The sequence below is a fragment of the Synechococcus sp. H55.8 genome (assembly GCF_047462375.1).
Taxonomy (GTDB): Bacteria; Cyanobacteriota; Cyanobacteriia; order Thermostichales; family Thermostichaceae; genus Thermostichus.
The window spans coordinates 39,997-52,117 of the sequence record NZ_JANSJC010000007.1 but is presented as its reverse complement, the minus strand read 5'-3'; the positions used below and the strand labels follow the sequence as shown (position 1 = coordinate 52,117).

Below are 12,121 nucleotides of genomic sequence, written 5' to 3'. Positions count from 1 at the left end.
TCACCCTACCAAACGGGGACGCCTCCCAGACCCCAGAGAAAACCCTCCGCAAGGGATCCCTGGTACCTCTATTCGATGGAAATAGACTGGGGACCTTGGGTGGGGGCGGGCGAATCCTCCACCCTCAAGCCCTGCGACTCCAGCCAACTGCGCAGCGGATCTTGCCTGACATCCAAACGCAGCAGGCCGCTCAGGAAGCCCCCACAAAAAGGAACAGGATTGCTCAAAAAGGTCTTCCAGACCTCATTTATCTCCATAGCCACAACACCAACCACCCCCCAATCCTAGCAAGGACGGCAGTTGGGGATCCCCTACGGCCTGGCAATCGCAGCATTCCCGTATCCCCGCTGTTATTGGATATACTCAGCTCAGAGCTGCGCGGGCGCTTGTGATGACCTCTGCAAAACAGCTTGGCAAAATTCTGCTGGTGGACAGGGATCCCGCGGTTAGCCAGCAGTTGAAACGCAGCCTTGAGCAAGCTGGATACAGCGTCTTTGCAGCGCAAAACAACATCAAGGCTTTGGAAGCCATCATTCATCAATCGCCAGATCTGGTGCTGATGGAGTTGGTGCTGCCGGGGCTGAATGGGCTGGAGCTGTTGCAGAGGATCCGCTCGGCTCGTTCCCGCTTGGAGTTGCCGGTGCTGATCCTCTCCAGCTACAACGATGCAGCGGCCATGGTGGCCGCCTTTGACCTAGGGGCAGATGACTACCTCACCAAACCTTTCCTTCCTGAGGTGGTGCTGGCCCGCATTCGCTCTCAAATTGCTCTGGGCGCAGCCCGGCGAGCTGGCACTGCCAAGCAACCCAACCAGGTTGGCAAGGGGCGCTACCAAATGGAACGCTTGATCGGCATCGGCGGCTTCAGCCAAACCTACCTGGCCCGCGATACCCATCGTCCTGGCAACCCGCTCTGCGTGGTCAAGCGCCTGCGACGCATGGACGATAAAGAAGACAAAGACCGAACAGAAGAGCACGAGAAGATAGCGGAAATTGCCAGGGCAGCCTTTGAGCGGGAAGCGCAAATCCTCGAGAAGCTGGGCCATCATCCCTACATTCCCAAGCTGTTGGCCCACTTTGAAGAAGATGGGCAGTTCTACACGGTGCAAGATTTTGTCCGGGGATCCTCGCTGCGGCAGCATGCCAACCGGGGGGTGATCTGGTCGCCGGCCCAGACCGCCCACTTCCTTTGTGAACTCCTCAAGATCCTCGTCTTTGTCCACCAGCATGGCGTCATCCACGGCGATATCAAACCCTCGAATATCATCCAAACCCGACGAGACAAACGCACCCATTTCACCCTGATCGATTTCGGTGCCATCCAGCACATTGATGGCCCGCCTGGCCAAGATCCCTTCTCTGGCGTCTTCATCGGCACCGGCGACTATGCTCCTCCTGAACAGTTGTCTGGCTGCCCCCGCTTCAACAGCGATATTTTCGCCCTTGGTCGGGTGGCCGTAGAAATGTCTATGGGGACGTTGCCGCGGATCGGCGAACCCCTGGCCGAAGCCATTCCCTTCGGCTTCGGGGATCCGCGCCTGCTGGCCATTTTGGAGCGCATGGTTACCCCCGATGCAGATGCCCGTTACCCCACCGCCCAAGCCCTCTTGGATGAGATCCGGCCCCTATACAGGCAACTGCTGGCCGAATGCGCCCGACCCTCGCGGCAGCCGGTGCTTGTAGAACCGGAAGAGATGGAAATCACGGCTGCCGGGCGAGATCGTGGCTAAATGCCTCGGCTTCAAAGTGGCCGCTCATGCCCACAACTTGCCATTCGGCGCTGCGATTTCCCTGCTGGAAGCGCAACCGCCGCGCCCGCAGCGGCACCACCTGGATGACCTCGGCTGGAAACGCCTGGTACTCTCCCAGGTACTGCCGGGGATCCGGCGGCAGGTCGGCACTGCTTTCGATTTGAATCCAAAACACCCGCCCCGCCTGGTTGCCGTAGGCCCGGATCTGCTCTTGGCCCTGGTAGTGCTCCACGCCGCGTAGCCGCTGCCGCCCTACCTGCATAGACTTAGCCCACTCCGGCAAGGGATCCCCCAAACTCACAGCCCACGCCGGCCCGCATAGCCCCAGCCAACACAACAGCAGCAGCCCGCAAACCCAAGGCCATCGGTGTGACCTTCGGTTCCCGCTTTTCAAGGCTCGACCGAACATAGCAAGTTTTCCTCCGCAATTCAAAAAATCGCATCCCTCTCCCGGCTTTGGGGGCGGGGGAAGGAGTTGGGGGTGGACGACAAATTGTCAATTTGGGGCTTCTGGGTTTCCAATCTACCCTTTTAGACGCGGCCCAGTGGCAGCGCCCACAGCCGCCTGCTCTCCGGCAGGCGGGAGTTTACACCCTATCCCCAAACTACGTGAGATAAGCTGAAGGTAAGCCCTAAGGAGAGCATCCCATGCTGGAAACCCCCAATGCCAACCCGGCCTCCCTGGAAAAGCCCTCGCCTTTCCTTTCTGCCGAAACCCTCAACAAGCTGATCGAGAGCAATACTGAAACTCGTCCCTGGGGCAGTTTCACGGTGCTGGAAGAGGGCCCCGGCTACAAAATCAAGCGGATTGTGGTGCTGCCCAAGCATCGCCTCAGCTTACAGATGCACTACCACCGCAGCGAACACTGGATCGTCGTTGCCGGCACCGCCAAAGTTACCTGCGGCGATGAAGAGCGGCTGATCACCACCAACCAGTCCACCTACGTGCCCCCCTGCACCAAGCACCGCCTGGAAAATCCCGGCGTCATCCCCCTGGTGATCATCGAGGTGCAAAACGGCCAGTACCTGGGCGAAGACGACATTATCCGCTTCAGCGACGACTACGCCCGCGCCAACGGTGGGCAACCGGCAAAAGCCTGAGCTTGGCATCCTTGGCCAGATAGCCTAGAACGGGAAAAAGACCATCAGCAGCAAGGCAGCAATCAAGCCCAGCGCCACCTGCACCGCCTGCCCAAAAGGAGGATGGCTGGTCACCACTTCGCCATAGCTGCTCTGGAAGCGGGACAGATCTAGGTAGGGAACTACCCCCCGCCGGAACCATCCCACCACCGCTCCTTCTTGGCCGATCAGCCTGCCTGCCCGGCTCTCCCCAAACAGGAAGTTGCCCAGCGGCCCAAACCGAGAAACATAGCGCAAGAAAATCATCCCCGTCTCATCCTGGAACTTGAGATCGGCGCCAAAGCGATAGCCTGGATCCCCTCGCCCAATCACCCGCCCCTGCAACTGCATCGGCAAGCCGCGCAAGGGGCTGGCGTAGGGGTTGCTCATCGCCTTCAACACCGTCAACGCCGGCGGGTTTTCCAAGCTGGGGTACATCACCGTCATCTTCAGCAGTAGGCCCAAGCTGGCTCCCGCCACGGCCAGGCCGGCAAACATGCCGTAAGACCCTGCCCGTAGAGCCGGGATCCCGAGCACCATCCCCAAGATCGCCCCCAGCCACTCGGCGTTTAACAAAACCACGTCCAGAAGAAAATTGCCGTAGAGCTGCTGGCGGTTGAGCTGCTTGCCCTGGGCCACCACGCTGGCCATGTCGAACTCCACCGGCAGATCCAGTTGTTCGGCATAGGTGCCCAGCGCCCGCACCCGCTTGCCGGTGAGGGGATGGGTGGAGTTCAGCTCCATCCACCAGGCCCAAGGGTTAAACAGATCCCACAAAAACACCCTGCCCACCTGGCTGGGATCCGCAGCCACCCGGTAAGCTGTCCCCGCCATCACCGCCGCCTTGGCATCGTAGATCCCCAAGGCCCGCGTCCCTTCCAGCAGGCGAGCACTGCGCTGTCGGGCTTCCTCATCCTGTTCCCGCTCCCCTTCTTGCACAATGCCAAAGGCTATTTTCACCAGAGCCCGCGAGAGGGCGTTGGGGTTGCCGGTGGTTTCGGCGGCAAAGTGATCGGCAAAGTACTCCCGCACCCGCGACAGATACAGCACCAAGTAGGAGCCAGCCACGTAGAAAAAGTAGGCGACCAGCGCCAAGGAACCTATGTTTTTGCCCCCTCTGCGATCCCGGCGCGTGTCGCGCAGGTAGACGTAGAGGAGGTAGAGGATCTGCACCAACGTGGAAGCCAGGGTCATGACCGCGAAATCCCAGTGGATCACATGCCCCAGCTCGTGGGCATAAACTGTAGCCACCTCCTCATCTTCCAAGTAGGTGAACAGGCCCTCGCTGACGACGATGCGGGCCGTATCCGGCAGGCTGCCATAGGTAAAGGCAGTGGGGTTTTGGTCGCGGATCAGACCCAGCTTCGGCTGCTTCAGCTTGTACTGGCGGCAGACCCGTTCGATCACCTCCGCGCTTTCGGGGCTGCGACGCCCGATTTCTGCCAGGCTCACCCACTGGGTGCCGTAGAGGCTGTGCTGGATCCAGTCCATCAGCCAGGGGGACAAAAAGAAAATCAGGGCGTTGAAGGCCAGGGTGAGCAAAACAGCAAAAAGGAGAGAGCCAAAAGAGAACCCCCCTTCCAAGGTGCCGAAAACGGCCAGGGCCAGCACAAACACCATGCCAAACAATAAGCTCAGGGTTACGCCGGCGGACATTGTCAGGTTGCCGGCAAAGCTGGCCAGAATCAGCGAAACCCCCACTTGGGGGGCGCGGTAGCTGCGCCTTGTTTGTCCGGTTTTAAGACCTGAGGTCGCGGGATCCAATTCGGCCAAGGTGCGGCTGGGATTGAAGCAATAGCGGCTCAGCCAAACGCTCAACAGGCGCAGCTCATGGGGATTGAGGCTTTTCAGAGGTTCCAGCCACAGGGATGCTTCCACCGACAACGTCACCGTCGAGACGGCGCCGGGGTTGCGGAACAAGGTGGGCAGCAAGGGCAGAACTTCCTCTTTTTGCCCAGCCGTGAGGCCGTGAAAACCCAGGATCGCCTGGCGCAGCAGGCTGGAGGGTTGGGGCAGGTCGGCGGTGAGCAACTGGCGGTCTTGGACAAAGCAGTAGCGGCTGAGATCTGGACTGTCGGCGGGATCCCCCCTGCCCGTCGCCGCTTCCGGAGCCAGCCTCACCTGAGTTTTCCAGTTGGCCTGCTGTTGGCCGATGGGGCGGCTGTAGAGGGCCAAGCGCTTGACTTGAGGATAGCGGCTGGGAATTGCCTTCTGGAACCAGGCCGTCAGCCTCTCATGGTTGAGAGCAACGTGAGCAGGGTGGTTGATCATGACCACCAAGGCGTAGTCCTCGGCATTGTCTTGGAGGGGCTGGGCCTTCACCTGGATCCTCAGACGCAGGTTTGCCAAAGCTTGCTCTAGCCACTGCGCCACTTCCTGCTCGTTCATAGCCATCTCCCGGATTGGGTAGGGTAAGCTCAGCTATTGCTGCAACTGCCAATGGCTTGCGACTTTACAGCGGCTATTCTGGCATGTTCCCTGCCAAGGGGATCCCCATCTCCCTACAAACTCAGTACAGCCCCGCTGCCGGGAGAGCGCCCAGAGCCAGCCTGAGCTTCGGGAATTGTTTGGCTACAAAATCGAGCGCTGCCCCTCCGGGCTGATGCCGATGATGGTGAGCTGGCAATCCAGCACCTTAAAGCCGTACTTTTCGGCCACTTTCTGGGTGATGTTGAGGATGGCGCTGTTTTTGAACTCGATCACCTTGTTGGTCTTGACGCACACCAAATGGTGGTGGTGGTGGGGGGCCGGCTGGTTGATCTCGTAATGCTTGTGGCCTTCGGTCAGTTCCAGCTCGCGCAAAATGCCCATGCGAGCCATCAGCTTGACGGTACGATAAATGGTAGAAAGGCTGATGTTGTGGCCTTCTTCCCGCAGCTTTTTGTGCAGATCCTCCGCGCTCAGGTGAGTCCCCTCAGGCAAGTTTTGAAAGGTCTGGAGGATGATTTCCCGCTGCCGAGTGGCTCGCCAGCCTTTGGCATTCAGCTCTGCTTTGAAAGCTTCTTCCGTGTAGACCATGATGCCGCCCCTCCGCTGTTGGGCAACGTCGCCGTAACAGTCAATAAGTTCTGTAATTGATAATAACTGCATTTGCAGCGATGCTAACGACCTTGGTTGTCAACACCAGGAAACCTGCCGGCAGAGGGCGAGAAAGTGGGTGCGGGAAACCGGATGCCCTATTCATTCGGGATGAGCTAGCCTACAGAGCATGGCTAGGGGATGGATTTTTCTGGTGTGCGGGTGAGTCTGGGCTAACATACTCGGGAAAAGGCCCGCGGCATCCCGGCAGCGTTGGTCAGCGTAGTCAATACGGGAAGGGAAAACAAAGATGCGGTTTGAGCAGCCCAAAACCTATTCCATTTCTCTAACCGGCTGGGGCTTCTGGCTGGGATCCCTGGCCTTGGCAGTTTTGCTGACCCGTGTCGGGCTGGGGTGGCTGGTCGCCGGGTTGGTGGCTCTGTTGGTGTTCTTGCTCTCTCTGCCGGTGTTGGTGCTGCTGGCCTTTCGCTGGTGGGCGCGCCGCTGGATCGCCACGGATCGCTGCCCGGTGTGTGGGTCAGAATCGCAGGCCATCGAGGGCAGCCGCTTCTTTTGCCCCAGTTGTGGCGAGCCGCTGTTTGTTGCCGATGGACATTTTTATCGACAAACGCCCCCCGGCACCATCGATGTGGAGCCGCTAGAAGAAAGCGGCTGGGAGTTGCCGAGCTGAGGGATCCGCTCCTGCGGTGGGTCGGCGTTTTTAGAGGGCATTTTGGGTGAAAGGTGCTCTGCAATACTATTGCGAACGACAGCGGCGGGTCTGGCGGCTGGTTGCGATCTGGGTGGGGATGCTCTCGGCGGCGCTCCTGCTGTTGAGCTCAGCTCATTTTTGCCAGGCGACGGCGCAGGGATCCCTGCAACCCCAGGTGGAGACCTACTTGGCCCAGCTGAGCGGTCGCGGCTTTGCTTCCGCCGCCCAGGGGGTTTGGCTGCAGATGGGCGACCAGGTTTTGGGGCAACATCAAGGATCCAAGGCTCTGCCGGCGGCCTCTCTGACCAAGGTGGCCACTACCCTGGCCGCTTTGCAGCAGTTTGGCCCGCACCATCGCTTTGTGACCACCTACTTGACAACAGGTTCCCTGGGAGCGGATGGGGTTTTGCAGGGCGATCTCTGGGTGCTGGGAGGGGAGGATCCCTTTTTTGTTTGGGAGGAAGCCTTCGCGGTGGGGAACGCCCTCAACGCCCAGGGGATCCGCCAGGTGCAGGGGGATCTGGTGGTGGTGGGCCGCTTTTACATGAACTTTTTCCAGGATGTGGCCCGCTCGGGCGCGCTGTTGCGGCAGGGGCTGGATGCCCGCCTCTGGCCGCCGGAAGCCCAGGCGCAATTCCAGACCTTGCCCCCCGGCACGCCCAGGCCGCAGGTGGAGATTTTGGGATCGGTGCGGGTTGCCCAGCAGATCCCCTCGGAGGCCCAGGTCTTGCTCAGGCATGAATCGCCCCCCCTCATTCACCTGCTCAAGCTGATGAACCTCTACAGCAACAATGCCATGGCCGAGATGGTGGCCAATGCAGTGGGGGGAGCAGCTCAGGTGGCACAAATGGCCCAGGCCATCACCGCGATCCCGGCAGAAGAGCTGTACCTGATCAACGGCTCGGGGTTGGGGGTAGAAAACCGCATCTCTCCACGGGCCAACGTGGCCCTGTGGCAGGCGATCCAATCGCTTCTCGAGGAGCAGGGGCTTTCTCTGGCCGATGCTTTTGCCGTCGTCGGCCAGGACGTGGGGGTGCTGGAGCGGCGGCTGCTGCCGGCGATCTTGATCGCCAAGTCGGGCACCCTGAGCGGCGTCAGCACCTTGGCGGGGGTATTGCCCACCCAGCAGGGGGATATCTGGTTTGCCCTGATGAACGGCGGATCTGACCTGGCCGGCTTGCGCGCCCAGCAGGGGCAATTCCTCAGCCAGCTCCAAGCGCAATGGGGATCCCCTGCCGCCTTACCCAAACGCTGGACGCCCCGCTCTCTGGATACGGGATCCCGCACGGAGCCTTTGCTACGTCCTCTTTGGCCACTCTAACTCTTTTGCAGGGAAACTTTGCCGATGGGGCGTACAGGGATCGAACCTGTGTAAGGCAAATTATGAGTTTGCTGCCTAAACCGCTCGGCCAACGCCCCTTATTCTTCTACTCTAGCGCTCTTGTCTTTATCCAAAACGGGGTGAAAAAGAGCTACTCGACGGGATAAGCTGCATGTCGGTGATTGTGAGGGCAGAGGCGATGGCAAGGGACTCCGTCCCGCTGGCGCGAACGGCGCGTTCTTGGCAGGGTCAACTGACGTTGGGCTTGGGTCTGATTGCCGTGTCCCTAGCCCTCTGTTTTGGCTTTTTGACCTTTGGTCAGCACTACCTCAACGGCGAGCGAGCCGCCGCGGATTTCCGGCCTGCCGGGGAGAGCTTGGCCCCCTCTGTTGCCCTCGATACTGAGCTTCCGACGGCACCGCCCCTCACTGACCTCCCCTCTGCCGAGGGATCCCCGCTGCAACTCTGGCTTGTTACTTTTTTAACTGTGTTTGTGGCGGAAATGGGCGACAAGACGCAGTTGGCAACCTTGCTCATGAGTGCCCAATCCCAATCTCCTTGGGCGATCTTTTTCGGTTCCGCCAGCGCTTTGGTAGCTGCCAGCTTGCTCAGCGTGGTGCTGGGGGAAGGTCTGGGGCAAGTCATCCCTCCAGGCTGGCTACAATGGTTGGCGGGTGCAGGGTTCCTGGTGATCGGGGGCTATGTGCTGTGGCAGGAATGGCGCGGCGACGATCCCCCAGAGCGCCAGCCCCTTCTAGAAGGCAGAACAGAGCAGAGAGCAACAGAGGAACGTGTTGATCCAAGATAACGACAGCCAGACCCCACCGTTTTTGCTGCGGCAAATGGCTGGACGGGCGGCGCTGGTGAGCTTCGGCTCGATTCTGCTGGCGGAAATGGGCGACAAAACTCAATTGGCCACTCTGCTCCTCAGCGCCCGCTCGCAAAACTCCGGGGTGATCTTTTTGGGCGCTGCTGCCGCTTTGATCAGCACCAGCCTCATCGGAGTGTGGGCAGGAGCTTGGGTGGCGCGAATGATCCCACCCCGCTGGATCAAGACCCTGGCAGGAGTGGGGTTTGTTTTGATGGGCCTGGCCCTGTTGGGGGAATCCCTAGCCGGCTGAGCAGAAGGCTCCAGAAAAGTGCCGGCCAAGCATGTTAGGATAAAAACCACCTTCTTTGGGCACTCCACTTCATACCGGATAACCGGTCAGGAAGACCAGCATGGCCAAAAAACGCAACCTGAAGCGGGAAAAAGCCGAGCGCAACCGCGAATATGCCAAGCAGTTTCAGAAAAGTCGTGCTCGCAATGGCCGCCGCTTCCGTTCTGCTCCCCGCGACAATGAGGCCAGCGCTGGCGAAGAACAGCCGTGAGGGGGGTTTTGTCGAGAGAGTCTGTGGATCCATCCTGTGAACAGAGCTAGCCCAACAAACCTGCTATCGTAGGCAGGGGTGGGCTGGAGCGGATGAAGATGAAATACCGACGAATTCTCCTAAAGCTGAGTGGTGAAGCCCTGATGGGGGAACGTCCCTACGGGATCGATCCCGAAATCTTGCAGGCCATTGCCAGCGAAGTGGCCGCGGTGGTGCGGGCCGGTGTGCAGGTGGCGATCGTGGTGGGCGGGGGCAATATCTGGCGCGGGCGCAAAGAGGCGGCTGCCCAAGGGATGGATCAGGCTTCTGCCGACTACGTGGGGATGCTGGCCACCGTCATCAACGCCCTGACCTTACAAGATGCCATCGAGCGAGCCGGGATCCCGACGCGGGTACAGACGGCCATCGCCATGCAAGAGGTGGCAGAGCCTTACATTCGTCGTCGCGCCATTCGTCACCTGGAAAAGGGGCGGGTGGTGATTTTTGGCGCTGGATCTGGAAATCCCTTCTTTACCACCGACACGACGGCGGCCTTGCGGGCGGCGGAGATCGATGCCGAGGTGATCTTCAAGGCCACCAAGGTGGATGGGGTTTACGATGCGGATCCCAAGACCCACCCCCAGGCCCGCCGCTACGATGTCCTCAGCTATCAGGATGTGCTCACCCACGATTTGCGGGTCATGGACAGCACCGCCATCGCCCTCTGCAAGGAAAATCAATTGCCCATTGTGGTCTTCGACCTGACCACCCCCGGCAACATCTATCGCGTGGTGCAGGGAGAGCCCATCGGCACTTGGATCGGGCAACGAACTGTCGAAAACAACGGGATCCCTGCCAGGTTGGCCCAGGAGACTTGATCCCAGCTGGGCGCAGTCCAGGCTACCCAAAAAACTGGGCCTAAGGCCCCGTCCTACCGCTACGCCGTTCCCCTTTGGTGGGCCGTAGGCCCTTGCTGTTGTAGAACCACCAGTAATCCTGACGCGAGGAGAATCCTTTGCCTCTAGGCGAGGGAGTATGTCAAACTGAGGTCGGCCCTGAGTGCCCAGCGATGCCCTGGCATGAGTTGGAGTTGAGGAGTAACCTGGCCCAAAGGTGTGCTCAGGCCATTGGGAGGAGAAGGCGATGACAGAGCAGATCCGGCATTCGGCCCCAGGGGATCCCGTCTCGCCCAGACCCTCTGCTGTCCAAAGCGCTCCCCGCCGCTTCCGTGGGCGCTGGGGTCGGCGCTTGCTGCAGGGCTTGGCTCTCCTGCTGGCTTTGGCCGTCGGCTTCGGCTACTGGCGGTGGCAGACTTGGATCCAGCCTGTAGGAGGTTCAGAGCCGATCCAGGTGAGGATCCAGCCGGGCAGCAGCAGCCGTCGGATCGGGCAACAACTGCGCCAAGCAGGGGTGATCCGCTCGGCTCTGGCCTGGGAGCTGTGGAGCCGCACCTTCGGGCGCGACTGGGTCTTCCAGGCGGGCACCTACGCTCTGGATCCCAACCAAGACATGCTGACCGTAGCGCAACAACTGCGGCAGGGAAGGATCTTGCAGAGACGGCTGACCATCCCGGAGGGTTGGCGCATCGAGCAGATGGCGGCAGCTTTGGCCGAGCGCAACTGGATGCCAGCCGAAGTTTTCATTGCCACAGCCCGCGTGATCCCTCCCCTTGATTGGCTGCCCCCCAGCTTGAGCTCTTTGGAAGGCTACCTGTTCCCGGATACCTATCTTTTTCCCGTCGAACAGGTGGAGGGATCCCTGCCGAACCGGCAAAAGGCCCAGGCGGTGATCGATGCCATGCTCCAGCGATTTGTTGCGGTGGCTCTGCCCCTGTTCCGGCAGCATGCCACTTCCCTGTCTCTGCATGAGTGGGTCACCCTGGCCAGTATTGTGGAGCGGGAAGCTGTGGTGCCGGAAGAGCGCGCTTTGATCGCGGGTGTCTTCTTGAACCGGCTCAAGCAGGGAATGCCCCTGGGAGCCGATCCGACGGTGGAATATGCCTTGAATATCCGGCAAACTCCGGATCGCCGCCTCACCCTTGCCGAGGTGCGTACTCCCTCTCCCTACAACACCTACCTCAACCCCGGCTTGCCCCCTGGCCCCATCGCCAGCCCAGGCTTGGCCAGCCTCAAAGCCGTTTTGGAGCCTGAAAAGACCGATTACCTCTACTTTGTAGCCCGCTACGATGGCACCCATGTTTTCAGCAAAACTTTAGCCGAGCACGAGGCAGCCCAATTGCAGATTCTTCAAGAGCGCCAGCAAGCTGCCCAGGGATCTCGGCCCAGTTCTCAAACAAGTCCTTAGCCGAGAATGGTACGTAAGCCTTGGTTCAAGCTCCTGCAACCGGATGTGGTGGTGCCCGGCACTGTCTTGAAGTTGCGGGCCGAAGACCTGTGGGCCTGGCAGGTAAAAGGCGTCATCTTCGATGTGGACGATACGCTGGTGCCGATCCGACAGGCTGAGGTGGCTCCTGCTGTGGCCGCTTGGCTGGAGCAGTTGCGTCCGCACTTTCAAATTTGGCTGGTGAGCAACAACATCAATCGCAACCGCATCCAACAAATTGGAGAAAGCCTGGATCTACCTTACATTCACCGCGCTGGGAAGCCTTCACGGCGGGCCTTGCGGCGGGCCGTAGCTCAGATGGGCTTGCCGGTGGAGGCAGTGGCCATGGTGGGAGATCGCCTATTGACCGATATTTTGGCGGGCAATCGGCTGGGCTTGGTGACCGTGCTGGTCAACTCCCTCCTATCCGCAGAAGTCGAGAAGAACCCTACTACCCTCTTGGATCCCCGCTTTTGAGAGATTCTTTGGACAGCCCAGGCGCTCCGCGCCGCTAGCGCGACCTCTCCCT

Annotated in this window: 14 protein-coding genes and 1 tRNA gene; 10 read left to right on the top strand and 5 right to left on the bottom strand. The window is 60.2% G+C overall.

Going from position 1 to position 12,121, the window contains the following annotated elements; genetic code table 11:
- Positions 1-68: 68 nt before the first annotated feature.
- Entirely contained in the window at positions 69-227 is a 159-nt protein-coding gene (locus tag NW862_RS04910; protein ID WP_414333997.1) for a hypothetical protein, read from the bottom strand.
- 164 nt (positions 228-391) lie between these two features.
- On the opposite strand from NW862_RS04910, the gene NW862_RS04905 reads away from it, so the two are divergent.
- Positions 392-1,729: a protein kinase domain-containing protein gene (locus tag NW862_RS04905; RefSeq protein WP_414333999.1), complete on the top strand. Its 1,338-nt coding sequence runs from the start codon at positions 392-394 to the stop codon at positions 1,727-1,729.
- Here NW862_RS04905 and NW862_RS04900 read toward each other — a convergent pair.
- The gene (locus NW862_RS04900; protein WP_414349148.1) at positions 1,701-2,033 is read right to left on the bottom strand and encodes a hypothetical protein; all 333 of its coding nucleotides are present in this window, start codon (positions 2,031-2,033) and stop codon (positions 1,701-1,703) included. The genes NW862_RS04905 and NW862_RS04900 overlap by 29 nt on opposite strands.
- 365 nt (positions 2,034-2,398) lie before the next feature.
- Between NW862_RS04900 and NW862_RS04895 the strand changes: the two genes are divergently transcribed.
- On the top strand, positions 2,399-2,851 hold the full coding sequence (locus tag NW862_RS04895) for a phosphomannose isomerase type II C-terminal cupin domain (protein ID WP_414334003.1): 453 nt from the start codon (positions 2,399-2,401) through the stop codon (positions 2,849-2,851).
- 24 nt (positions 2,852-2,875) lie between these two features.
- Here NW862_RS04895 and NW862_RS04890 read toward each other — a convergent pair whose 3' ends face one another.
- Positions 2,876-5,257 carry a M48 family metalloprotease gene (locus tag NW862_RS04890; protein WP_414426970.1) on the bottom strand — a complete coding sequence of 794 codons (2,382 nt, stop codon included), beginning with the start codon at positions 5,255-5,257 and terminating at the stop codon, positions 2,876-2,878.
- A gap of 183 nt (positions 5,258-5,440) precedes the next feature.
- The gene (locus NW862_RS04885) at positions 5,441-5,887 is read right to left on the bottom strand and encodes a Fur family transcriptional regulator (protein ID WP_414334007.1); all 447 of its coding nucleotides are present in this window, start codon (positions 5,885-5,887) and stop codon (positions 5,441-5,443) included.
- Between the two features lie 310 nt (positions 5,888-6,197).
- On the opposite strand from NW862_RS04885, the gene NW862_RS04880 reads away from it, so the two are divergent.
- Positions 6,198-6,578, top strand: coding sequence for a hypothetical protein (locus NW862_RS04880; protein ID WP_414334008.1), 381 nt, complete (start codon positions 6,198-6,200; stop codon positions 6,576-6,578).
- Positions 6,579-6,624: 46 nt separating this feature from the next.
- Positions 6,625-7,920 (top strand): D-alanyl-D-alanine carboxypeptidase, encoded by a 1,296-nt coding sequence (locus NW862_RS04875; RefSeq protein WP_414334009.1) that lies wholly within the window; start codon positions 6,625-6,627, stop codon positions 7,918-7,920.
- A 25-nt stretch (positions 7,921-7,945) separates the two neighbouring features.
- Here the strand turns inward: NW862_RS04875 and NW862_RS04870 are convergent.
- Positions 7,946-8,018: transfer RNA gene (locus NW862_RS04870), tRNA-Ile, on the bottom strand.
- A 74-nt stretch (positions 8,019-8,092) separates the two neighbouring features.
- Between NW862_RS04870 and NW862_RS04865 the strand changes: the two genes are divergently transcribed.
- From NW862_RS04865 to NW862_RS04840, 6 genes are all read left to right on the top strand, one after another.
- Positions 8,093-8,728 (top strand): TMEM165/GDT1 family protein, encoded by a 636-nt coding sequence (locus tag NW862_RS04865; protein ID WP_414334011.1) that lies wholly within the window; start codon positions 8,093-8,095, stop codon positions 8,726-8,728.
- The gene (locus NW862_RS04860; protein ID WP_414334012.1) at positions 8,712-9,041 is read left to right on the top strand and encodes a TMEM165/GDT1 family protein; all 330 of its coding nucleotides are present in this window, start codon (positions 8,712-8,714) and stop codon (positions 9,039-9,041) included. The genes NW862_RS04865 and NW862_RS04860 overlap by 17 nt, the downstream gene beginning before the upstream one ends.
- 100 nt (positions 9,042-9,141) lie before the next feature.
- Positions 9,142-9,291: a hypothetical protein gene (locus tag NW862_RS04855; protein ID WP_414334013.1), complete on the top strand. Its 150-nt coding sequence runs from the start codon at positions 9,142-9,144 to the stop codon at positions 9,289-9,291.
- 98 nt (positions 9,292-9,389) lie between these two features.
- The gene (pyrH, locus tag NW862_RS04850; RefSeq protein WP_414334014.1) at positions 9,390-10,148 is read left to right on the top strand and encodes a UMP kinase; all 759 of its coding nucleotides are present in this window, start codon (positions 9,390-9,392) and stop codon (positions 10,146-10,148) included.
- A 265-nt stretch (positions 10,149-10,413) separates the two neighbouring features.
- Positions 10,414-11,574, top strand: a complete 1,161-nt coding sequence (mltG, locus tag NW862_RS04845) for an endolytic transglycosylase MltG (protein ID WP_414334016.1) — start codon at positions 10,414-10,416, stop codon at positions 11,572-11,574.
- A 6-nt stretch (positions 11,575-11,580) separates the two neighbouring features.
- The gene (locus NW862_RS04840; RefSeq protein ID WP_414334017.1) at positions 11,581-12,069 is read left to right on the top strand and encodes a YqeG family HAD IIIA-type phosphatase; all 489 of its coding nucleotides are present in this window, start codon (positions 11,581-11,583) and stop codon (positions 12,067-12,069) included.
- The last annotated feature ends 52 nt before the right edge of the window (positions 12,070-12,121 follow it).

Coding starts and splice junctions, on each gene's coding strand:
- NW862_RS04855 (WP_414334013.1), top strand. CDS start 9,142: ATGGCCAAAAAACGCAACCTGAAGCGGGAAAAAGCCGAGCGCAACCGC.
- NW862_RS04890 (WP_414426970.1), bottom strand. CDS start 5,257: ATGAACGAGCAGGAAGTGGCGCAGTGGCTAGAGCAAGCTTTGGCAAAC.
- NW862_RS04880 (WP_414334008.1), top strand. CDS start 6,198: ATGCGGTTTGAGCAGCCCAAAACCTATTCCATTTCTCTAACCGGCTGG.
- NW862_RS04840 (WP_414334017.1), top strand. CDS start 11,581: ATGGTACGTAAGCCTTGGTTCAAGCTCCTGCAACCGGATGTGGTGGTG.
- NW862_RS04885 (WP_414334007.1), bottom strand. CDS start 5,887: ATGGTCTACACGGAAGAAGCTTTCAAAGCAGAGCTGAATGCCAAAGGC.
- NW862_RS04905 (WP_414333999.1), top strand. CDS start 392: ATGACCTCTGCAAAACAGCTTGGCAAAATTCTGCTGGTGGACAGGGAT.
- NW862_RS04895 (WP_414334003.1), top strand. CDS start 2,399: ATGCTGGAAACCCCCAATGCCAACCCGGCCTCCCTGGAAAAGCCCTCG.
- NW862_RS04865 (WP_414334011.1), top strand. CDS start 8,093: ATGTCGGTGATTGTGAGGGCAGAGGCGATGGCAAGGGACTCCGTCCCG.
- pyrH (WP_414334014.1), top strand. CDS start 9,390: ATGAAATACCGACGAATTCTCCTAAAGCTGAGTGGTGAAGCCCTGATG.
- mltG (WP_414334016.1), top strand. CDS start 10,414: ATGACAGAGCAGATCCGGCATTCGGCCCCAGGGGATCCCGTCTCGCCC.